Annotated in this window: 23 protein-coding genes; 15 read left to right on the forward strand and 8 right to left on the reverse strand. The window is 56.9% G+C overall.

The annotated features are described in order from the left end of the window. The first annotated feature begins 74 nt into the window (after nucleotides 1-74). The 5 genes from DK510_RS01645 (at nucleotide 75) to DK510_RS01665 (ending at nucleotide 5,369) form a co-directional block, all read left to right on the forward strand. Nucleotides 75-1,160, forward strand: a complete 1,086-nt coding sequence (locus DK510_RS01645) for a polyamine ABC transporter substrate-binding protein (protein WP_108861091.1) — start codon at nucleotides 75-77, stop codon at nucleotides 1,158-1,160. Between the two features lie 69 nt (nucleotides 1,161-1,229). Then, the gene (locus tag DK510_RS01650; protein WP_109310740.1) at nucleotides 1,230-2,357 is read left to right on the forward strand and encodes an ABC transporter ATP-binding protein; all 1,128 of its coding nucleotides are present in this window, start codon (nucleotides 1,230-1,232) and stop codon (nucleotides 2,355-2,357) included. Further along, the gene (locus DK510_RS01655; protein WP_109310741.1) at nucleotides 2,357-3,247 is read left to right on the forward strand and encodes an ABC transporter permease subunit; all 891 of its coding nucleotides are present in this window, start codon (nucleotides 2,357-2,359) and stop codon (nucleotides 3,245-3,247) included. Before DK510_RS01650 ends, DK510_RS01655 begins: the two co-directional genes overlap by 1 nt. Beyond that, complete coding sequence (locus DK510_RS01660) at nucleotides 3,244-4,062, forward strand: ABC transporter permease (RefSeq protein WP_058272596.1); 819 nt, start codon at nucleotides 3,244-3,246, stop codon at nucleotides 4,060-4,062. Before DK510_RS01655 ends, DK510_RS01660 begins: the two co-directional genes overlap by 4 nt. After that, nucleotides 4,059-5,369, forward strand: a complete 1,311-nt coding sequence (locus tag DK510_RS01665; protein WP_109310638.1) for an FAD-binding oxidoreductase — start codon at nucleotides 4,059-4,061, stop codon at nucleotides 5,367-5,369. The genes DK510_RS01660 and DK510_RS01665 overlap by 4 nt, the downstream gene beginning before the upstream one ends. On the opposite strand, the gene DK510_RS01670 is transcribed toward DK510_RS01665, so the two are convergent. The 3 genes from DK510_RS01670 to DK510_RS01680 are packed head-to-tail and all read right to left on the reverse strand — an operon-like array spanning nucleotide 5,366 to nucleotide 8,166. Further along, nucleotides 5,366-6,232 (reverse strand): phosphotransferase family protein, encoded by an 867-nt coding sequence (locus tag DK510_RS01670; protein ID WP_234998851.1) that lies wholly within the window; start codon nucleotides 6,230-6,232, stop codon nucleotides 5,366-5,368. The genes DK510_RS01665 and DK510_RS01670 overlap by 4 nt on opposite strands. 54 nt (nucleotides 6,233-6,286) lie before the next feature. Further along, nucleotides 6,287-6,958 carry a flagellar hook capping FlgD N-terminal domain-containing protein gene (locus tag DK510_RS01675; protein WP_234998852.1) on the reverse strand — a complete coding sequence of 224 codons (672 nt, stop codon included), beginning with the start codon at nucleotides 6,956-6,958 and terminating at the stop codon, nucleotides 6,287-6,289. Then, nucleotides 6,955-8,166, reverse strand: coding sequence for a flagellar hook-length control protein FliK (locus tag DK510_RS01680; RefSeq protein ID WP_109310639.1), 1,212 nt, complete (start codon nucleotides 8,164-8,166; stop codon nucleotides 6,955-6,957). The genes DK510_RS01675 and DK510_RS01680 overlap by 4 nt, the downstream gene beginning before the upstream one ends. Nucleotides 8,167-8,277: 111 nt before the next feature. Between DK510_RS01680 and DK510_RS01685 the strand changes: the two genes are divergently transcribed. The 6 genes from DK510_RS01685 to DK510_RS01710 all read left to right on the forward strand — a co-directional run bounded on the left by DK510_RS01685 (nucleotide 8,278) and on the right by DK510_RS01710 (nucleotide 11,966). Beyond that, nucleotides 8,278-8,559: a rod-binding protein gene (locus tag DK510_RS01685; protein ID WP_109310640.1), complete on the forward strand. Its 282-nt coding sequence runs from the start codon at nucleotides 8,278-8,280 to the stop codon at nucleotides 8,557-8,559. Beyond that, complete coding sequence (locus DK510_RS01690; RefSeq protein WP_109310641.1) at nucleotides 8,543-8,902, forward strand: flagellar biosynthesis protein FlgN; 360 nt, start codon at nucleotides 8,543-8,545, stop codon at nucleotides 8,900-8,902. The genes DK510_RS01685 and DK510_RS01690 overlap by 17 nt, the downstream gene beginning before the upstream one ends. Before the next feature lie 211 nt (nucleotides 8,903-9,113). Further along, entirely contained in the window at nucleotides 9,114-10,325 is a 1,212-nt protein-coding gene (locus DK510_RS01695; RefSeq protein ID WP_109310744.1) for a flagellin, read from the forward strand. Nucleotides 10,326-10,402: 77 nt separating this feature from the next. Then, the gene (flaF, locus tag DK510_RS01700) at nucleotides 10,403-10,777 is read left to right on the forward strand and encodes a flagellar biosynthesis regulator FlaF (RefSeq protein WP_109310642.1); all 375 of its coding nucleotides are present in this window, start codon (nucleotides 10,403-10,405) and stop codon (nucleotides 10,775-10,777) included. Further along, complete coding sequence (gene flbT / locus DK510_RS01705; RefSeq protein WP_109310643.1) at nucleotides 10,777-11,175, forward strand: flagellar biosynthesis repressor FlbT; 399 nt, start codon at nucleotides 10,777-10,779, stop codon at nucleotides 11,173-11,175. Before flaF ends, flbT begins: the two co-directional genes overlap by 1 nt. Next, complete coding sequence (locus DK510_RS01710) at nucleotides 11,175-11,966, forward strand: DUF1217 domain-containing protein (protein ID WP_109310644.1); 792 nt, start codon at nucleotides 11,175-11,177, stop codon at nucleotides 11,964-11,966. Before flbT ends, DK510_RS01710 begins: the two co-directional genes overlap by 1 nt. A gap of 87 nt (nucleotides 11,967-12,053) precedes the next feature. Here the strand turns inward: DK510_RS01710 and DK510_RS01715 are convergent, their stop codons facing one another. From DK510_RS01715 to DK510_RS01725, 3 genes are all read right to left on the reverse strand, one after another. Then, nucleotides 12,054-13,625: a DUF427 domain-containing protein gene (locus DK510_RS01715; protein WP_109310645.1), complete on the reverse strand. Its 1,572-nt coding sequence runs from the start codon at nucleotides 13,623-13,625 to the stop codon at nucleotides 12,054-12,056. 106 nt (nucleotides 13,626-13,731) lie between these two features. After that, complete coding sequence (locus DK510_RS01720; RefSeq protein WP_109310646.1) at nucleotides 13,732-14,433, reverse strand: helix-turn-helix domain-containing protein; 702 nt, start codon at nucleotides 14,431-14,433, stop codon at nucleotides 13,732-13,734. Continuing rightward, nucleotides 14,405-14,689: a hypothetical protein gene (locus DK510_RS01725; RefSeq protein WP_109310647.1), complete on the reverse strand. Its 285-nt coding sequence runs from the start codon at nucleotides 14,687-14,689 to the stop codon at nucleotides 14,405-14,407. The genes DK510_RS01720 and DK510_RS01725 overlap by 29 nt, the downstream gene beginning before the upstream one ends. Before the next feature lie 177 nt (nucleotides 14,690-14,866). Between DK510_RS01725 and DK510_RS01730 the strand changes: the two genes are divergently transcribed. The 4 genes from DK510_RS01730 to DK510_RS01745 all read left to right on the forward strand — a co-directional run bounded on the left by DK510_RS01730 (nucleotide 14,867) and on the right by DK510_RS01745 (nucleotide 18,800). Continuing rightward, on the forward strand, nucleotides 14,867-15,334 hold the full coding sequence (locus tag DK510_RS01730) for a hypothetical protein (RefSeq protein ID WP_058279727.1): 468 nt from the start codon (nucleotides 14,867-14,869) through the stop codon (nucleotides 15,332-15,334). 110 nt (nucleotides 15,335-15,444) lie between these two features. Beyond that, on the forward strand, nucleotides 15,445-16,062 hold the full coding sequence (locus DK510_RS01735) for a ribonuclease HII (RefSeq protein ID WP_109310745.1): 618 nt from the start codon (nucleotides 15,445-15,447) through the stop codon (nucleotides 16,060-16,062). A 107-nt stretch (nucleotides 16,063-16,169) separates the two neighbouring features. After that, nucleotides 16,170-17,273 (forward strand): site-specific DNA-methyltransferase, encoded by a 1,104-nt coding sequence (locus tag DK510_RS01740; RefSeq protein ID WP_058272589.1) that lies wholly within the window; start codon nucleotides 16,170-16,172, stop codon nucleotides 17,271-17,273. Between the two features lie 144 nt (nucleotides 17,274-17,417). Beyond that, on the forward strand, nucleotides 17,418-18,800 hold the full coding sequence (locus DK510_RS01745; protein WP_109310746.1) for an adenylate/guanylate cyclase domain-containing protein: 1,383 nt from the start codon (nucleotides 17,418-17,420) through the stop codon (nucleotides 18,798-18,800). An 84-nt stretch (nucleotides 18,801-18,884) separates the two neighbouring features. On the opposite strand, the gene DK510_RS01750 is transcribed toward DK510_RS01745, so the two are convergent. Beyond that, nucleotides 18,885-20,021, reverse strand: a complete 1,137-nt coding sequence (locus DK510_RS01750) for an alkane 1-monooxygenase (protein WP_109310648.1) — start codon at nucleotides 20,019-20,021, stop codon at nucleotides 18,885-18,887. Between the two features lie 59 nt (nucleotides 20,022-20,080). Beyond that, nucleotides 20,081-21,136 carry an A/G-specific adenine glycosylase gene (gene mutY, locus DK510_RS01755; RefSeq protein WP_109310649.1) on the reverse strand — a complete coding sequence of 352 codons (1,056 nt, stop codon included), beginning with the start codon at nucleotides 21,134-21,136 and terminating at the stop codon, nucleotides 20,081-20,083. Between the last annotated feature and the right edge of the window lie 77 nt (nucleotides 21,137-21,213).

Below are 21,213 nucleotides of genomic sequence, written 5' to 3' on the forward strand. Positions count from 1 at the left end.
ATCGGGGGAAAACGCAAAACTTGATCAAATCAAAAAAAACGGGAGAATACCCGTACACTTGCAGGGAGAGAAATATGTCAATCAAAACGCTGACGATGACAGCGATTGTCGCGCTGGGGACTTCGGCGGCTTTTGCCGAAGAGGTGCGCGTCTACAACTGGTCCGACTATATCGACGAGGATCTACTGAAAAAATTCGAAGAAGAGACAGGGCTGACCCTGATCTACGACGTGTTTGACAGCAACGAGGTTCTGGAAACCAAGATGCTGGCCGGTGGATCAGGCTATGACGTGGTTGTGCCGTCGGGCACGTTTCTACAGCGTCAGATTCAGGCTGGCGCCTTTCAGGAACTGGACGAAGCAAAGCTTTCGAATTCAGGAAACCTTTGGGACGTGATTCAGGAACGTACCGCAGGCTATGACCCGAACAACGCCTATTCGATCAACTACATGTGGGGGACGACCGGCCTCGGCGTTAACGTTGGTAAGGTTAAGGAAGTGCTGGGCGACGACGTTGCTTTGGACAGCATGGACTTGGTTCTGAAGCCGGAGAATATGGAAAAGCTGGCCTCGTGCGGCGTCCATTTCCTGGACGCTCCGGCCGAGATTATTCCGATGGTGCTGCAGTATATCGGAGAAGATCCGGACAGCCATGACACCGATGTGATCGGTAAAGCCGAAGAAGTCCTGGCTGGCGTTCGCCCGCATATCCAGAAATTCCACAGCTCGGAATACATCAACGCGCTGGCAAATGGCGATATCTGCGTAGCTGTCGGTTGGTCAGGTGACATCCTGCAAGCGCGGGATCGCGCGGCCGAGGCCGAAAATGGCGTGGAAATTGAATACCACCCATTCGCTGAAGGTTCGCTGATGTGGTTCGACCAGATGGCCATCCCGGCGGATGCTCCGAACCCGGAAGGCGCACACCAGTTCTTGAACTTCATTCTGGACGCCAACAACATGGCTGCCGCATCGAACTATGTGTACTATGCCAATGGCAACAAGGCTTCTCAGGAGTTTCTCGAGGAAGACGTGATTGGTGATCAGGCAATCTACCCGAGTGATGCCACGATGCAGAATCTCTACATCACGACGCCTTATCCCGTCAAAACGCAGCGGAGCGTGACCCGCCTGTGGACCAAAATCAAATCGGGCACCTGAACCGAAGTATCTGAGCAAGGCGGCCCGACCGCCTTGCCCTTTCAATCAGACCGTCGAACGGGGGCCGCCTTGAACACAAACGTCTTTGCGCCGTGGGAAGATCCACAGGCGAAACCATTGATCCAATTCCAGAATGTGACCAAACGTTTTGGCGGATTCACGGCGATCGACAACCTGTCACTGGACATATTCGAACAGGAATTCTTTGCTTTGCTCGGCCCATCCGGCTGCGGCAAGACGACCATGATGAGGATGTTGGCAGGGTTTGAAAAGCCTACCGAAGGGCACATCATGCTGGGCGGGCAGGACATCGACCCGATCCCGCCAAACAAGCGGGCTGTGAACATGATGTTCCAGTCCTATGCGCTGTTTCCTCACCTCAGTATCTGGGAGAACATCGCCTTCGGTTTGCGCCGGGACAACATGCCCAAGCGGGATCTTGAAGACCGCGTGGAAGAGATGTTGCGCCTGACCCGGCTTGAGCAATTCGCCCGCCGTAAACCGCACCAGATTTCTGGTGGCCAACGACAACGGGTTGCGCTGGCACGGTCACTGGCCAAAGCGCCAAAACTGCTGTTGCTGGACGAACCCTTGGGTGCGCTGGACAAAAAACTCCGGCAGGACACCCAGTTCGAGCTGATGGACATTCAGGAAAAGACCGGCACCACCTTTGTGATCGTGACCCATGATCAGGAAGAGGCGATGACTGTCGCCAGCCGCGTCGCCGTGATGGATCAAGGCAAGTTGATGCAGGTATCGACGCCGGACAGGATCTATGAAAATCCCAACTCAGTCTATGTCGCTGACTTTATCGGGGATGTGAATATCATCGAAGGTCGGGCGACCGCGAACGGCGATGAAGCCTACCAAATCGACTGGGCCGAGGGGCAATCCCCGCTGACCGCAACCTCGTCGACAGAATTCTCGAACGGGCAAAGCTGCCATCTGGCGATCCGCCCCGAAAAGGTGACGATCTCGGCCGACCGCCCGGCGGATGCCATCAATGCGGTACAGGGCAAGGTGCTTGACATCGCCTATCTGGGCAACCTGTCCACCTACTACGTCGAATTGCCGAATGGCACGATAATAAAGGCGCAATCGGCCAACACGCGCCGAATCTCGCGCCGTTCGTTTACATGGGAAGACCCGGTCTGGCTGTCATGGACGGCAACGGCTGCGGTTTTGTTGGCAAACTGATGCGCCGCGCCCTTCTGATCGCTGTTCCATATGTCTGGCTGCTGGCCCTGTTTCTGATACCGTTTTTTATCGTTCTGAAGATTTCGCTGTCGGATGTCGAACTGGCGATCCCGCCATATACGCCGACACTGGATCTGTCGCAGGGTTGGGCTGGGATAACCGACTTTTTCAGCCAGTTGGATTTCGAAAACTTCGTCTGGCTGACCGAAGATGACCTTTACTGGAAAGCCTACCTGTCCAGCGTCAAGATCGCTCTGATCTCGACGGTTCTGACGTTGCTGGTGGGTTATCCGATTGCCTATGGAATGGCCCGTGCGCCAGCCGAATGGCGCCCGACGCTGATGATGCTGGTGATCCTGCCGTTCTGGACCTCGTTCCTGATCCGCGTTTACGCGTGGATGGGAATTCTCAGCAATGAAGGCTATCTGAACCAGATTCTGTTGTGGCTGGGTATCATTTCGACCCCGCTGACCATTTTGAACACCAACACTGCCGTCTACATCGGTATCGTCTACACCTATTTGCCCTTCATGATCCTGCCGATTTATTCGTCGTTGGAGCGCATGGATGAATCCCTGATCGAAGCAGCCGAAGATCTGGGCTGTTCCCGTCTGAAGGCGTTCTGGCTGGTGACTATACCGCTGTCGCGCCCTGGCATCATTGCCGGCTGTTTCCTAGTGATGATCCCGGTGATCGGTGAATTCGTGATCCCGTCGCTGTTGGGCGGGTCCAGCACGCTGATGATCGGCAAGGTGCTGTGGGAAGAGTTCTTCTCAAACCGCGATTGGCCGGTGGCCAGTGCCGTTGCCGTTGTGTTGTTGCTTATCCTCGTGATCCCGATTGTGCTGTTCCAGCGCAACCAGCAGAAACAGACGGAGGCCGAGCAATGAACAGGCTGAGTTGGTTCAACGCGGTGTCTCTGACACTGGGGTTTGCGTTCCTCTATATCCCGATGGTCATCCTGATCATCTTCAGCTTTAACGAAAGCAAGCTGGTCACAGTATGGGCGGGGTTCTCGACCAAATGGTACGGTGAGCTTGCCCAAAACGAGGCATTTCTGAACGCGGCCTGGGTGACAATACGTGTTGCGGTGTTCTCATCCACATTGGCCACGGTTCTTGGCACCGCTGCCGCATATGTTCTGGTCCGTGGCGGGCGGTTTTTTGGCAGGACACTGTTTTCCGGAATGATTTACGCGCCTCTGGTAATGCCCGAAGTGATCACCGGCCTGTCGTTGCTGCTGCTGTTTATCGGCATTGGGCTGGACAGGGGCATTCTGACCATCGTTCTGGCCCACACAACCTTTTCGATGTGCTTTGTGTCGGTCGTCGTGTCCTCGCGTCTTGTGACCTTTGACAAATCGCTGGAAGAGGCCGCTTTGGATCTGGGATGTTCGCCAGCGCAGGCGTTCCGTCTTGTGACACTGCCGATCATTGCGCCCGCGGTGATTTCAGGCTGGCTGCTGGCTTTTACCCTATCGCTGGACGATCTGGTTATCGCGTCCTTTACCTCGGGCCCGTCGGCGACAACGCTGCCGATCAAGATATTCTCGGCGGTGCGTCTGGGCGTCAGCCCCGAGATCAACGCGCTGTCTACCATCATGATTGCAGTCGTCACGGTTGGCGTTATCACCGCCTCGCTGGTGACGAAACGCGCAATGGTTCGGCAAAAGCAGGATGAACTTGCCGCTGCGCGCACCGAATGAAGCGTCTTTTTCCGGACTACACCTATGGGCCTGGACCCCGTCAGAACTGCTGGTGGGATCAGACAATTTCGGCACCTGATTGGCCGACCCATAAAGGTGATCTGAACGTTGACGTCGCAATCGTCGGCGGCGGCTTCACGGGGCTTTCGGCAGCCCTGCATCTGGCCGAGGCAGGAGTGAAAGTTGCGGTTCTTGAGGCCGCAACCCCGGGGTGGGGTGCCTCGGGCAGGAACGGAGGATTTTGCTGTCTCGGAGGGTCCAAGCTGAGCCATGGGTCTTTGGTCCGTGGGTTTGGCGCTGAGGCTGCGCAGTCCTACGAACAAGCGGAAGAAGATGCTGTTCAGCTTGTCGCGGATTTGCTGGAACAGCATCAGATCGACGCCGATACCCATTCGAAAGGGGAAACCCAACTGGCCCATTCGGCACGGGCGATGGAAAAGCTACGTCGTAACGCAGAAGCATCAGGTGTCTTGCACGGTTCTGGTGACCTGCAGCGCCTGGGTCTGGGCGGTTCCTTTCATGGTGCCTATACAAATCCGGTTGGTTTCGCCCTTAACCCTCGAAAGTATCTGTTTGGCTTGGCAGGGGCCGCCCAGGCGCGGGGCGTACAGATTTTCCAGAAATCGCCGGTTGAAACCATCAGGAAAACTCAGGTCGGGTTCGATATTGAATCCGGATCAAGTCACATCCGCGCCGCGAATGTTCTGATTTGTACGAACGGATACTCCAGCGAGGATATGCCGCCCTGGTTGTCGGGACGCTACATGCCCACGCAATCCACGGTTCTGGCGACCCGGCCCCTGACAGACGCTGAGTTGCAAGCGCAGGGGTGGACCTCGGAGCAGATGTGTTATGACACCCGAAACCTGCTGCACTATTTCCGCCTGATGCCTGATCGGAGGTTCCTGTTCGGCATGCGCGGAGGGTTACAGTCGTCCCCTCGGGCCGAGGCCGCCATTCGCCGGACAATGCGTCGGGACTTTCAGGCCATGTTTCCAGAATGGAAAGATGTGGATGTGACCCATATGTGGTCCGGAATGGTGTGCCTGTCGCGCAAGCTGACGCCTTATGTCGGGCCGGTTCCCGATCAACCCGGAATGTTTGCCGCCTTTGCCTATCACGGGAACGGCGTTGCCATGGGGACGTATTGCGGAGGCGCTCTTGCCCTCGTGGTTTTGGATAAACAGACCGAGTTGCCCGCGCCGATTGCACAGCCACCGGGACGGTTTCCCCTTGGGTTCTGGCGGCGCGCCTTGATGCCGCCCGCCTATGCCGCGATGGCAATCGCGGATCGGCTATCGCTCTAAAGCGCGGCGATTTCCAGTTCGAGCGTTTGGGCATAATCCGCAGCCCCGTTTTCGATGCGCCACAAACAGTAGGCGGCCATGCGCCACGCATACCACGGGCGCAAATTCTGGTATCGCGCGACAGTTTCATCGTGACCGTATGCAGCCAGAAACCGCTCTTCCTCGGTCACGCTCAGGGGTGCGCCGCGGTAAAGCCGTTGCATGGCTGGGGACAGGAACATTGCAATGTCCTCGCACGGATCGCCCCAAGCCGGGCACTGCCAGTCGATCAGGGTTATGCCAGTCGGCGCGACAAGGATGTTTCCGGCCACGGTATCGCCATGGATCAGGCATGTGTGTGCGGTCGCGGGCACATGGCCTTTGGGGCGCAGCTGCGCGAGCCGTGCGCGTGTATCAGTGGTGCAGACGCTGAGAATACGTTCGGCATGTTCAGCCAGATCCCTGCTGCCATTGCAGCCATCCGGCGCTTGGACCGAAACATCAAGCCTATGCAATTCACGCAGCAAACCGGCGACACTCTCAGGCCCTTCTTGCCACGGTGATCCGGGGGCGTGATCGTAGAACACCCAATGGCCTGTATCATGTGTTCCGGTCGCACGCAGGCGGGGAACAAATCCGGTGGGCTCAAGGGCGCGCAGGCATTGCGCTTCGAGTTCGGGATCGTTGCGAAACAGTGGATTGCGCGGTGTAGCGCGATACAGCTTCAGAACCTTGTCACCGCTGCCACCCAGTACTTTCCAGACCTGATTTGTTCGCCCGCCATACAACGTTTGAAACTCTGCGCCGGGCTGAACAAGGCCACGGGCGCGCAGATCGTCGATCAGATCAGAAGGGGGGTGGGTTAGGGCAGGCAGGAGTGTCACCAATGCAGTTAGCGAGTCGAATCTGCCAAGGTGTGAACTGTCCTGCCCGGCAGATCAAGTTCCGGCTCTGACCCCGGTTACCGTCGTGGCAGCGACAACCTGCCCGCTTTCGAGGGTCAGCATAACCTGATTGTCCGTAACCTGAGCTTCGACAACTTCGCCATAGGTCTCTGCCAGCTGTGTCGATAACAGTTCGTCGCCATCATAACTTTCCAGTGTGGCCGAGTAACTTCCCGCCACCAGAGGCTGCCCATCGCTTCCCTGACCAGTCCAAACTGTTTTGTTGTCGGTCGTGGAAACAGCCACACGATCGACAACGGCACCGTCGCTGTCGCGGTTGACCATGACCGCCTTGTCAGCCTCGGGTGCAGGTGTGGCAAACAGCGTCACAGGCTCGCCCTCATATTGGAAAGCCGCGGGCGCTCGCACGTTCATCCCGATCCATTTGCCGAGTTTGTCCAGATTTGCGCCACCCAGCGCCTGTCCAAGTGTCGCCAACAAATCATTTGTCTGAACCTGTTGTTCGACCATCGAGAATTGCGCCAGTTGCGATGCATATTCTGAGGCATCCAATGGTTTCAAAGGATCCTGATTCTGGGCCTGTACGGTCAGCATTGTAAGGAATGTCTCAAAGTCTGATGCCAGACCTGTTTGCTTTGGCGCGTCTTTGTATTGCGCTGTGGCTGACGGTTGGGCGTTGGGTTGGGTCGGGGTAATCAATTTCACAACCTCATGTCGATGCGGCCAACGGGGCCGGTTTTGGGAATGGGTGATGCGTTTGAAGAGGAATCGGTGAGTTGCGCGGTCTCAGTAGGCGATCCATCCTGGTGGCCGGTCCGGTTATGCTCGGCGTCTTCGGATGTCCCAAGGTCAATTGACAGATCGCCCAAGCCAAAATTTTTGAACTCTTCCTCCAACACCGCCAAATGACGCCGCATCATATCCAGGGTTTCCGGGCGCTCGGCGGAAATTGTCAGATGCAATCCGTCATCGCGGCCGTTCAAAATGATGGACACCCGCCCCAGTTCTTCGGGGTTCAGCGCAATTTCAACGGAACCGGATTTCGGCTGTGCGGTGATGACGGCAGCCATTTGCCCGGCGACGGCGCGCGTTGTCTCGGCCCGGGCAGTCTGTGCCATGGCTTGTGTAGAAATTACCGGATCCCGCCCCGCCGAAACGGGCGAATCTGCTCTGAGGACGTGAACGTCTTCGACCTCGTGAAATGCTGGCGCGTCAGTCTGAGCACGGGTTTTTTCCGGCGCGAACATCTGCAATTGAGCGATGCTTGGTGCGCGATCCGGGTTGGTCGTTTGTTGAGGCGCAAGATTGCTTAGCGGCGGATGTTGCGTTTCACGCTGGTGCCGCTCTGGATGAACGGTCCGGTCTGCGGTCTCTTTTGGGGATATACCCACAGGTTGAAACACAGAAGTCGCGAGGTCCGCCTGCCCCCGCGTTGCCATTGGTTGTGACGCAGGGCTCAGAGCCGCGCTGTGCCGAAAATCCGGGGTGACTATGCGCGAATCATTGATGCCTGCATCCAGTCTATCGACCGTGTTGGCTAGGCCGGTTTGCTCGGTTTCAGGCACTTTCGGACTGCGCGAGTCGGGTAACGCAGCTGACACGGGTGTTTCGGCAGGATCGCGTTTTGTGCTCACTTCAAGACGCGTGTCCAGAAGGGGTGTCCGCTCACTCTGGTTGCGATCAGCGGACACTTCTGCATCTTCAAGCAAGACAGCCTCGTCCGTTTCAACGTCGACGTCCTGTTCAGGTTCAGCGCCTTTAAGAGCGGCTGCTTCTTCCTTGTTCTCACCTTTGTGTTGATTGAGCACGGTCTCAAACGTCGCGCCGTTTTCATCCCCCTGCTCGGGATTGATTCCGTGGGGTTTGGCGGTTGCGGTCGGCGAGGATGACATCACTGAAAGAGGGTTGGGCATTTTGCTCCGACTCCGGTTGTGTGACCGGAAACCTGCCTGCAGGAAGTTACGTTTATTTTAACTGCTTTCGCCTTTGATCGAAAAAGTTCGATGCAATTTTTGGAGAAAGCAATGAAGGTTTCCCCGCCTCTCTCCCCATCTCAACCCCCCGCCTATTCCCAGAAATTGCGGGAGGCGGCGATAGCACTAGAGGCTTCGTTTCTGAGCGAGATGCTGAAATCGGCCGGGCTGGGCGACGCGCGCCAATCCTTTGGCGGCGGTGCGGGCGAAGATCAGTTTGCCTCATTCCTTGTTCAGCATCTGGCCCGTGCGCTGGCCAGATCCGGTGGCGTTGGCCTGTCCGAAATCCTGTTCCAATCCATGATGGAGAAAACCGATGCCAAAGACGTCTGAAGCCGACCTTGTAAAATCACTCGAAGACGTTCTTGAGCTTGAGCGAAACGCGCTGGTGCAGGGCGATCTGGATCGTCTGCATAACACGGCTCCGGAAAAAGAAAAACTGATCGGTGCGATTAATGATCTTGATGTCTTTGATAGTGATGAACTGATCCGCCTGCAAAGAAAGGTCGAGCGGAACCAGGCGTTACTAAACAGCGCCGCCGAAGGGATTCGCGCGGTGGCCAACCGCATGGCCGAGTTGCGGCGTGTGCGGCAGGAATTCAGCACCTATGGTGCGGACGGGCAGCGCAGCGAATTCGCCGTCCGCCATCAAGCCAAGCTGGAAAAACGGGCATAGATAAGGGTTTGATTCAAATCCGAGGTTTCTGACCTTCGCGCTTTAGCACTCCGTTAGGGGATCGACGTCAAAGGTGTTCGAGCACCTGGACAAATCAGGTGGCGCGAACAGCCCGACGGCGGATCGCACCGATCAGAAAGACGTCAAAGCCCGCACCAGTGGCGGGATGAGCATGGGCGCAAAGGGCCCGAACGGAAAAGGAAGAAAGCTAATGTCCAGCATTCTGACAAACAATGGCGCCATGGTTGCGCTGCAAACTCTCAAGTCGGTCAATAAGGATCTTGGGGCAACGCGGAACGCGATCTCCACCGGTAAGGACGTTGCGACTGCGAAAGATAACTCGGCCGTCTGGGCGATTTCCAAGGTCATGGAATCGGATGTCAAAGGCTTTAACGCGATCAAGGACAGCCTGGCCCTGGGTGAATCCACCGTGGCGGTTGCGCGCAACGCATCCGAAACGGTCACTGATCTGCTGTCTCAGATGAAAAGCAAGATCGTTGCGGCACAGGAAGACAATGTTGATCGCGACAAGATCAACGACGATGTCACCGCGTTGAAGGACCAGATCAACTCGGTGGTGAACGCCGCGCAATTCAACGGTCTCAACCTGGTTAACGGCTCAGCCGGATCCGCTTCGATCCTCGCGTCCCTTGACCGGGACAACGCAGGCAACGTAACCGCGTCTTCCATCACTGTTGCGGGTCAGGACCTTTCGACCGGTGGGTACACGGCAGCTCAGGTGTTCGACGGATCGACCGGTTCTTCCACCGGCAACGACCGTGTGGGTGCGACGATTGACAACGGCACAACTTCGGCAACTGCGCTGATTACGGATGAATCCAGTGGTGCGTTTGCGGCAGGTGACAAGGTTGTGCTGGCGATCGACGATCAGGTCGTATCTTACACGGTTTCTGCAACGGATGCGGCTGCCGCGACCACAGGTGATATTGTTGCCATTGGCCTGAAGGCGAAGATTGAAGAGCTGGGTATCTCGGGTCTGACGGTCGACTACGACTCGGGCACGGCAGGCACCTTGTCTGTTGCCAATGCGACCGGCACAGACATCTCGTTCTCGGCCCAGTACGTGAACGCGGGTTCGGGTGGTCTTGGCGCGTTGACCGGCATTGACGTTTCGACCGGTGCAGGGGCAACGGCCGCGTTGGCCACAATCGAAACGCTGATCGACACATCGATCGACGCATCGGCCGCTTTTGGTTCTTCGCAAGGTCGGATCGAGACGCAGAAAGAGTTCATTTCGAACTTGGCGGACTCGTTCAAATCCGGGATCGGCGCGTTGGTCGATGCGGACATGGAGGAGACCTCGGCACGCCTGCAGGCTCTTCAGGTTCAGCAACAGCTGGCCACCCAGTCGCTGTCGATTGCCAATCAGGCACCGCAGTCGATTTTGTCTCTGTTCCGCTAAGTTCAGGACCATGGTCGGGGCGTGGCGACGCGCCCCGATACTAACCGCCAAATGGCGGATTACTGGAAGGATTTCACGTGACACCGCAAGCCCTTGCACAACGTGCATATGCACAGACCGCCGTGCCAACACGTACCCCGCGCGACACTGAATACGAAGCGATTTCGAAAATCACACGCAGGCTCAAGGCCGCTGCGGCCGGTCAGCAGTCCGATTTTGGCGCATTTGTGCAGGCTCTGCATGAAAATCGGCGCCTGTGGACTGTATTGGCCAGTGGTGTCACCGACTCTGACAATGCTTTACCCAATGATCTGCGTGCGCGGATATTCTATCTGGCCGAGTTTACCGAACAGCACAGCAGTCAGGTACTAGGGAACAAAGCATCGGTTGAACCTTTGTTAGAGATCAACATGGCAGTCCTGCGCGGCCTTCGCCAAATGGGGGCGACCTGATGGCAGGATTGGTTTTGAAATTGGCACCGAAAGAGCGGGTTTTGATCAATGGCGTAGTCGTTGAAAATGGCGACCGGCGCAGCCGGTTTTCGATCATGACGCCCGAGGCAAACGTATTGCGCCTGCGGGATGCGATTCACCCGGATCAGGTAAATACGCCGGTTCGACGCGTCTGCTACGCCGCTCAGCTGGTCCTGTCTGGCGATATGGAACCTGATCAGGCCCGCCAACAATTGTTGCGCCGCGTCGAAGAGCTGAGCCAGGTCTTTACCGACGCCGACAGTCGCCGAGTTCTGTCCGAGGCAACCCAGGCGCTGTTGGACCAGCAATTTTACAAATGCCTCAAGGCTCTGCGCGCGCTGCTGCCGCGCGAAGAGCGGCTGATGGCCTACCAGTAATGACGTTCCAGCCGGTCATACCTTCGGGCGGCATTGTCGGTTGGCGGTTTCTGCAGCGTACATATGACGCCCAGATCGACAGCTTTTCCTCATCCTCCGTCAACAAGAGGGACAGCGAGTACTTTCTGGAAAGCATCAAAAAGGTCCAAACGGCAGAGGATCTGGTGTCCGACCGCCGGTTGTTGCAAGTCGCGCTGGGCGCCTTTGGGTTGGAGTCCGATCTGGATAATCGCTATTTCATCCAGAAAATCCTGTCCGACGGAACAAAAGCCCAGGATGCGCTATCCAACCGTCTGTCCGACAAAAGGTATCGGCAATTTTCCGAGGCGTTTGGGCTGGGGCCGGGCGAGGTTCGCAAAACCGGGCTGATCATCAACATGGAGGACATTGCGCACGACAATGTCGTGTCGCGTTTTGAAATCGCGGTGGGCGAGTCAGATGAAACGATGCGTATCGCTTTGTATGCCCAGCATGCGCTGGGTGATCTGGCGCAAAAGGCGGGCAGCAAAGATACCAAATGGTTCGATTTGATGAGCCTGCCACCGCTGCGGCGCATGATGGAGACGGCACTTGGGCTGCCGTCCAGCTTTGGCCAGTTGAACATCGACAGACAGTTGGAAGTATTCAAACACAGGTTGTCAGGGCTGACCGGGTCCGACGACCTGACCCAGTTCAAGGATGAGGCCGCAGTCGGGCGGCTGACAGATCAATTCCTTGCCCGCAGTCAGATCGCCCAGCTTGAAAGCATCATTTCCCCGGCGCAGACCGCGCTGATCCTACTGGGCGGGTAAGGCATGGAAACCATTGGTCACGCACCCGAACCTTGATCAGAAATCCCAACACTCAGCGCTTTGAAAAATGCAAACCGATTGCGGAATTCAAGCGTTCAGAACGGCATCCGCGGAAGTTCTGAGAGCATATGACTCGACCGGTTGCGACACGTTATGCAGCTTGACGTCGCCAAGCGGCAAGGCGTTGGCGCAAGCAGGCAGAATATCGGCAGACACGACAATCCTGTGGTTCTTGGTTTTTCCGTATTCACCCAGACGCGCAGCGATATTCGCGGCTTGTCCGATCACGGTAAAGTCCAGCCGTTCGCGCGAGCCGACATTGCCGTAGGTCACGCGCCCATAGGCAACGCCGATAGAGCAATCGCAATGCACATCGGACCCTGATTGGCGCAGCTCTCCCAGTCTTTCGACGATATCGATGGCGCTGCGCTGGGCATTATCGCGGGCGGCTTTCGCATCCTCGCCTGCCGGAAACACGGCAAGGACAGCGTCGCCTATGAACTTCAGGACCTCGCCGCCGTTTTCATGCACGATGCCAGAAACGGTTTCGAAAAAGTCGTTCAACAGGTTGATATACGCCTCGCGCCCAAGCTGTTCCTCAAGGCTGGTCGAATTGCGGAGGTCGCAGAACATGATGGCAGCATCAATTTCATCGCCGTCACCGCGCCGAATTTCACCCCCAAGAACGCGCGCGCCCGAACGTTTTCCGACATAGGTTTCCAGCAGGACCTGCGCGTTTTCGCGCTGCATGAAAACCTCATAGAACCGGGCGATGACCAGCGAACATTCGAACACCAGCCCAAGGTTTTCGGTCGTGAAACCGTCCGGGTGATCACAGGTCAGGGTCAGGACGTTGGTCCGCCCATCCGAGAACGGCAAAGGCATGGCGACATAGTCGGTTGCCCCTTTTTCCCGCAGGTCTTCCATGATCGGAAAGCTGTTGTGGGGGTTTTCGGCGTTCAACCGCTGACGCACACCGCCCAGCCCGTTCGACACATGCCGCAACGGGCTGTTGATGTATGCCGGGTGGTCGTGAATTTCATAGGTCGGAACATTGGTCGAGATCTCAGCCTCGCCCTTTTCCCAGATATAGTGTTTGCCCGCGATCAAAGGGTGCAGGGACCATGTCAGAATGCTGAGGCGTTGAATGGCAATCCCGTGTTCCAGCATTTTCTCGGCCAGCGCTTTGGTGAACGCCTCAGGCGTGTTGTTTGCGGACGCCCCACGCATCAGCCAATCGATCAAAGGGCCGCTGATATTGCCGTCTTGGGGTTCCCGCAGTTGGTTGTCGCCCAAATCGATCCGGGAATAAGCATTGGGTAAAAACCCGATATGCCCCTGAATGGCAGCGCTTTCGGGGAGAGCTTCTTCGTAGGCCCAAACAGAATTGGCGAGCCGTTCGCCGCCAAGAATGACGTCGTGATAGGTTGCGGTGCCCTTGAAGGGGCAAAAAGTCTGCAACTCGGTTTCGTCGCTGAGATCCACCAGCACGTCTTCGCGCGGAAGGTAGATCGTCGGCGGCAGCCGTGTTTCGTACATGACTTTGGCGTTGCTGCTTTCGGCTAAAAGGGTCTGGTCCCGGTAAATCGCAATCTTACCATCTAACCGTTCGACCGAGATTCCATAGCCTTTTGGTCTTGCTGTGGCGTGGACGTTCATCTTCATCCTCCCTGGCGCGGGGTCCCCATAGGATGGGCCTTGTGAAGAGGTTTTCCAAGGGGCAGCCTCGGCATTTTCTGCACGATAGCTGTGCGGTCCTAGTGGATCAGACCATCTGGATCACGTCCTTTTCGATGGACAACATATAACCTTTCTTGGCGATGTTCTTGACCAGCAATTCGCTGACCATCTGATTGCCCAAGGCGTCACGCAGCCGTTTTATCCGCGTAGCGCCAGCGGCTTCGTCACAATCGGCGGCGCTTTTGCCCGAAATCACTGCTTCGATCTGAACGCCGGACAGGACCTCGTCATCCAGTCGGGATTCGGCAAGGACCGACAGGGTCTCCATCGCAGCTGGGGTCAGTTTGAAGTCCATATTATTCAGATATACGGTGTTTTCCTCGCGACTGATCAGCAGCGACGTGACCTGAATACCCGTGCGCTCGATCTGCGCCATCCGGCGGTTCAGCATCACCAGCATCACCAGAAAAACCATCGCCGTCACAAGCATGGCGCTGGCAAAGACCAGCAATACGAAAATCACCATACGATAGCTGGACAGGGTATCGGCAAAGGCGGTGCCGGACTGGGCCAGAATCTCAAGCAGCCGGATTTCCGTCTGCGACGTCAGGTCGCTTTCGACAAACAACCGCTCCACTCGCGCGTTGAAGGCGTTGGCGTCTGGCAGGGTCCAGAACAGGAAGACGGCGGCGGTTATCAGGATCAGGACGATTGCCGCTATACCTGCGCCGACCAATCGTGTGCCTGACCGCCTGGCCTCAGTAACGGAGATAGAATTGTCCGGCATTGGCCTTCCTTTTTTCCAATCCTTCCGGCCCAAAGACAGACATGACATTCAACAATGTCCAGCCCGACGCGCTGAGGCGTTTTGAGGCTTCTTGCTGAGCCTGGCCCCTGTCACAGGCCGAAACCTGCATCACGCCGTAATGCAGCCGCAGTGGATTGTCCTGCTTGGCCTTATAATCCGCATAACACTCTGCCGACGCAGCAGTACCAAGCGATATCAGGGCCGCAACGGCCAGAGAAGAGAGGATCGGTTTCATAGGCTGCATCCTGCGCATGGGTTTGCACGATATTCAATAACCTAAGGGGTTTGAGGGGCGTGATATCGGATAACAACCGCCCGTTATTGCTTGTCTGAAGGGTGCGGACCCAGTGTTGGGGCATCACGTTTGCGGTCTGTGCCGGATCGCCCCGAAACACCAGGAAGGACACGCACTATGCACCGGAAGTTCATCGCTTTTATCGTTGCCACCGCTATCACCATCACCGGCGTCTCAGCCTCGCAGGCGCGGGCGGCGGATGCCAAGGACATCCTTGGCGGGCTTGCTGCCATCGCGATCATCGGTGCCGGGGTCCACTACTACAACAAGGAAAAACGCAAGGACCGGACGACGCGTCATCAGACCTATACGCCTCAGCCTTATGTGGCCCAGCCCAGTTACCCAGTGCGCCCCTTGCCGCAACACGTCGCGCGGTATGATCTGCCTCAGAAATGCCTGCGCAAGTATAGCGCCTATTCGAACAATCACCCGCTTCTGGCTCCGAAATGCCTCAAGAAGCACTACAAACATGCCAATAGCCTGCCGCAAGAGTGCAAGGTCGGTTTCTGGAACGGCAATAAGGTGAACCGGGCATATGAACCCGCATGCCTGCGCCAGAAGGGATACCGCGTCGTTTACAAGTAATCACTTTCGAGCAGGAGCGGTGCCACAGAAGCGCCGCGCAAGAGAGGGTGGCACAAGCCGCCCTCTCTTTTTGCCTTGCGGTGGGGCGCGAAACGCGGTTTTCGGTTGGTATGACAACGCCAGATTATTCGATTGAACAGGCGGCAGTGGCGCAAGGATATCTGCGCATTGCCGGTGTGGATGAGGTGGGCCGTGGGCCATTGGCCGGGCCTGTGGTTGCAGCCGCCGTGATACTGAACCCCGAAGATATTCCCGAGGGGCTGAACGATTCCAAGAAACTGACGGCGAAACGACGGGCTGTTTTGGGAATTGCGGTACGTGACCGGGCTGAATTTGCGATAGCTGAAGCCTCGGTTGCCGAGATTGACGAACACAACATCTTGCGTGCCTCGCATCTGGCGATGGAACGTGCGGTTGCGGCCTTGGATCCGCCGCCTGACTATCTGCTGATCGACGGAAACATGATCCCGCAGGATTTGACGATCCCGGCGCAGGCGGTGGTCAAAGGGGATGCGCATTCCGTGTCGATTGCAGCGGCTTCGATCATTGCCAAAAACTGGCGCGATCAACTGATGGTGGATTTGGCGCAACAGCATCCAGGCTATGGATGGGAGAAGAATGCAGGCTATCCGTCAAAACAACACAGGGAAGCGCTGCAAAAACTAGGTGTGACCCCACATCATAGGCGTTCGTTCAAGCCGGTACACAATATCTTGTATCAAGAGTAAATCGTAAACCGCTGATTCAAAAAAGAAATTGACGGCGAATCGACTTTGACTCATCCTTGTCTCAACCAAATGAGCGCAAAAGCGCCGTGGATACTTGAGGCAGTAGAATGACAACAACCACTAAAAAGGGCGCAAAAGCGCTCCCTTTAAACACGATTCTATCTGGCGACTGCATCGATGTGATGAACAGTCTACCTGCGGAGTCGGTTGACCTGATTTTCGCGGATCCGCCGTATAATCTTCAACTCAAAGGCCAGCTGCATCGCCCCGATAACAGCCAGGTAGACGCGGTTGACGATCACTGGGATCAGTTTTCAAGCTTTGGTGTTTATGACCAGTTCACCCGCGAATGGCTAAAAGCGGCGCATCGTCTGCTCAAGCCCAATGGCGCGATTTGGGTAATCGGTTCCTACCACAACATCTTCCGCGTCGGCACAGCCCTGCAGGACGCCGGGTACTGGATTCTGAACGACGTTGTCTGGCGCAAATCGAACCCGATGCCGAATTTCCGCGGCAAGCGGTTCACCAATGCGCATGAGACGATGATCTGGGCCTCTAAGCGCGAAGGCGCGAAATACACGTTCAACTACGAAGCCCTGAAAGCACTGAACGAAGGCGTGCAGATGCGCAGCGATTGGGTTCTGCCGATCTGCACCGGGCATGAGCGCCTCAAGGATGAAAACGGCGACAAGGCGCATCCGACGCAAAAGCCGGAATCCCTGTTGCACCGTGTCCTGATCGGTTCGACCAACCCCGGTGATGTTATTTTGGATCCGTTCTTTGGCACGGGTACCACTGGTGCTGTCGCCAAGATGCTGGGCCGCGAATTCATCGGGATCGAACGCGAGGAAAGCTATCGCAAGGTCGCTGAGAAACGGATTTCCAAAGTCCGCAAGTTCGACCGTGAGGCGCTGGAAGTCAGCGCAAGCAAGCGCGCTGAGCCGCGCGTGCCCTTCGGTCAGCTGGTCGAACGTGGCATGCTGCGCCCGGGTGAAGAGCTTTATTCGATGAATCAACGTCACAAGGCCAAGGTTCGGGCTGACGGAACGCTGGTGGGCGATAACGTCAAAGGTTCGATCCACCAGGTCGGCGCGCATCTGGAAAACGCGCCCTCTTGCAATGGCTGGACTTACTGGTGCTTTAAACGCGATGGGAAAACGGTGCCGATCGACGTTTTGCGTCAGCAGATCCGGGCCGAGTTACACAACTGATTTCAAGAATACCGCCGGTGCCTGTGGCCTGACACAAGGCACTACGCCTTGCCCCGCCGATCTCGGCGGGGTCTTTTGTTTTATTCCTCATTCAGTTCCGATATGAGATTCCTTGTCCTGCTGCTTACGGAAGGAACCTTGGCAATGTCGGATATAACAGCCAGCGAATCCCGATTTGGGCGGTTTTTTGTAACACAGCCAGACAAGTATGATCTGGACAACAAGTACACCGAGGCAGCGCTGGAACGGCACAAGCGTGAAGGGTTGGAACTTGCCGTCCGCGCCCGCTGGGTGGCGATGGGCCTTACCGGCATTTTGTTGATCTACCTGAACCCCCATTGGGACGTTCTGTGGTATCACTTCATCCTGTTATTGATTTGCGCCAATGGTTGGTTGATCCGGCGGGCTGGCAGCGTGGGCCAGTCACGGGTCGAGCTTTTACTGATCTTCGTCGACTTGCTGATCATGACTTTGGGGATGATCGTGCCGAACCCGTTCAGCGATGATGTTCGACCGCTGGCAATGCAATACCGGTTCGACAACTTCCAGTATTTCTTCATCATTCTGGCAGCGGGAACTCTGGCCTATTCGTGGCGCACAGTCGTGGCTATCGGCACGTGGACGGCGGCGATGTGGACAGTAGGCTGGATCATCGCCTGGTGGGTGGCTACGCCAATCCCGGGCATCAGTGAGCTCGTGTACGAGGCATTGGCCGGATATCCGGATGTTGCGGAACTGCTGGATCCCAATAGTTTCATGGTCCCTCAGCGTATTCAGCAGGTGATCGTATTCCTGATGGTCGCGGTTACGCTTGGTATCTCGATGCGGCGGCTCAATCGATTGTTGATGACAAATGCCGGGCTTGAGAGGGAGCGTGCAAACCTGTCGCGATATTTCTCTCCGAACGTCGTGGACGAACTCAGCCAGAATGATGAGCCGCTCAAGCAGGTTCGCAAAGAAGACATCGCCGTTTTGTTCATCGACATCGTGGGGTTTACCAAATTCGCTGCCGGGCGCGACCCGTATGAAGTCATTGAAGTTTTGCGCGGCTTTCACGCCCGAATGGAAACCGAAGTGTTTCGCCATCATGGCACGTTGGACAAATATCTTGGGGATGGTCTGATGGCCACATTCGGTACGCCGGTGACGACCCCATTGGATGCCAGTAACGCGGTGGCTTGCGCGCGCGATATGGTGGATGTGATCGATCGCTGGAACCTGGAGCGGCGACGGGCAGGTGAGCCGGAAATTCGTGTAGGAATTGGGGTTCACTATGGCTCGGTGGTATTGGGAGATATCGGAGCGAACCGACTGGAATTTGCGGTTATCGGGGATGCGGTGAATGTCTCCGCCAAGCTCGAAGCGATGACGCGTGACCTTGGTGTTCACGTGGTGCTGAGTGACGCGGTCCGGGCACAGGTGATGCAGGAGGGCAATAACGCCGCCTATCTGACAGCAGGTTTTGTAAAGCATGAAAACCAGCCGGTGCGCGGGGTGCAGGGCACTATGGATATCTGGGCGCAGTAGAACGGGCAGCTCCCGCCGATCTGCCACGCATCAGAGATGCGCGCCATTCCGTTGGGCCAGGCAGCGCGCGGGCGCGCGCTGCGGTCACGAACGCGGCAACGGGTTGAGAGATCTGTTGTACGGCTTCCAATCGGTGACTTCGGGATAATATTGACGCCGCCAGGCCCGAACGCGGGGGTTCATGACGCGCCGCCAAAGCGGTGGGACCATCGCAGCGACGGTCATAACCGGATAGCCATAGGGCAGTTGCGGAGCCGCATCTTCTGAATGATGCTGCAGCAGCGGAAAGCGTCGGTTGGGTTTGTAGTGATGGTCCGAGTGACGCTGCAGGTTGATCAGCAGCCAGTTCGACGCTTTTTGCGAGGCGTTCCACGAATGGCGCGGCTGGACATGCTCGTACTTGCCATCGCCAAGGTGTTTGCGGGTCAGGCCGTAATGTTCGACGTAGTTCACCAGTTCCAGCTGCCATATGGCGACGCCCGCTTGCACCAGGAACAGGGCCACACCTGACCATCCCCCGACCACGAAAGCCAAAATCAGCATGCCTGCCTGAAGCGCCAAATAGCGCCAGAACGGGTTCGCCGGGTCGGTCCACGGACGTTGCTTGCGCGCCAGCTTGTCCCTTTCTGCGTGGAAGGCGGATGCAAGGCACTGCCACAGAACGCGCGGATAGAAGCGGTGAAACCCTTCATTGTACCGTGCAGTGACCGGATCGCGTGGTGTTCCGACATAGCGATGGTGAACCAGCAAGTGCTCTGACCGGAAGTGAGAATATAACACCATGGCCAGTAGAATATCACCCAGCCAACGTTCCGACCGCCCTTTCTGGTGCATCAGTTCATGGCTGTAGTTGATCCCGATGGTGCCCGAGATCACACCCATCCCGAAGAACAATCCAATCTTGCTAAAAACAGACAGGTGATCGGTATGAGTGGCGTACCAGAGCAACCCAAACAGCGTAAGAAACTGAACCGGGGCCCATGCCTTGGTCAGCAGAATGTACCATTTGAGACCGCCGTCCGGCGTGGCCGGATCGGCATTTTCAAGGTTCAGCCCCGTTAACCGATCCAGAACTGCAAACGCCCACCAAGTCGAAAGAGGCACAAGCAAGACCCACCAGCCTCCGGCAACGGCGGCAAGCCAGATGACGGGGATCAGCAGGAAGGACACCCAGAAGGGCAATACCGCTTGCCAGCGTGACAGACTGTCTGATGCGATCATCGCTTCGCTCCGAGAAACTGTGGGCAGACTAGCCCTACCCGGCAATGCCACACAATGGGTTACATAGAGCGCCAGAGGTCATACACTTTGCGCATAACAGTTGGTAGGTCACTGGGGCGGAAAGCGTGTTTTTCCATGACAATCAGATCGTCATGCGACCAGCCGACCGGCAGCGTGGTCGTCCAGATCCGCAGGATCAGGTGGAAGTGGGTAAATGTATGGCGTACCTCACCCGGCAGCACCTGCCATTCGCACGGAAAGGGCGGTGCCTCGGCCGGGCCGTCTGACCATTCTGACCCCGGCCAGCCCAGCATACCACCCAGCAGCCCCTTGTCGGGACGACGTTCCATCAGAAAGGCTCCGTTATCGCCTTGGGCTATATAGACATGGCCGTATCGCATGGGTTTGGGTTTTTTTGGAGTCTTGCGTGGCAAATCGGATTGCGTTCCAGCGGCGCGAGCGGCGCAGCGGGCTTGCACCGGGCAGATACCGCAGGCCGGAGATTTTGGTGTACAGATTGTTGCCCCCAGGTCCATGACCGCCTGCGCATAGTCTCCCGGTCGCGCGGCAGGCGTAAGTGCAGCCGCATGCTTTTTCAGTTGCGGTTTTGAACCGGGCAAAGGGTCGTGAATGTCGAAAAGTCGGGCCATGACCCGTTCTACGTTGCCGTCCAACACGGTTTCGGGTCGGTCGAAGGCGATGGCGGAAATTGCAGCGGCGGTGTAGGGACCGATCCCCGGCAAATTGAGGAGCGCGTCATAGGTATCGGGGAACGTTCCACCATGTTGTTCGGCAACGACCCGGGCGCATTTCAGAAGGTTCCGAGCACGCGCGTAATAGCCAAGTCCTGCCCATTCCCCCATGACCTGATCATCCGGGGCGGCGGCCAGTGCCTGAACTGTCGGCCAACGGGTTGTGAACCGCACGAAATAGTCGCGTACGGCTGCAACAGTGGTCTGCTGCAGCATGACCTCGGACAACCATATGCGGTAGGGGTCGGGCATCACACCCGCAGCCCTATCGGCGGGAGCTACGCGCCAAGGCATCTCGCGGGCATGGCGGTCGTACCAATCCAGCAGCGCACTGCTCACGTCAAATTCACCGGAGTCACGCAAGTTTTATCTATCTCCCTGTCGGGTTTCGCTGGCGCCTGTTGTCCTGCCCTTTACAATAGCGGCGCAGGAGTTGGAAA

Origin of the sequence: Ruegeria sp. AU67 (assembly GCF_900312795.1) — a bacterium.
Lineage (GTDB): Bacteria > Pseudomonadota > Alphaproteobacteria > Rhodobacterales > Rhodobacteraceae > Ruegeria > Ruegeria atlantica.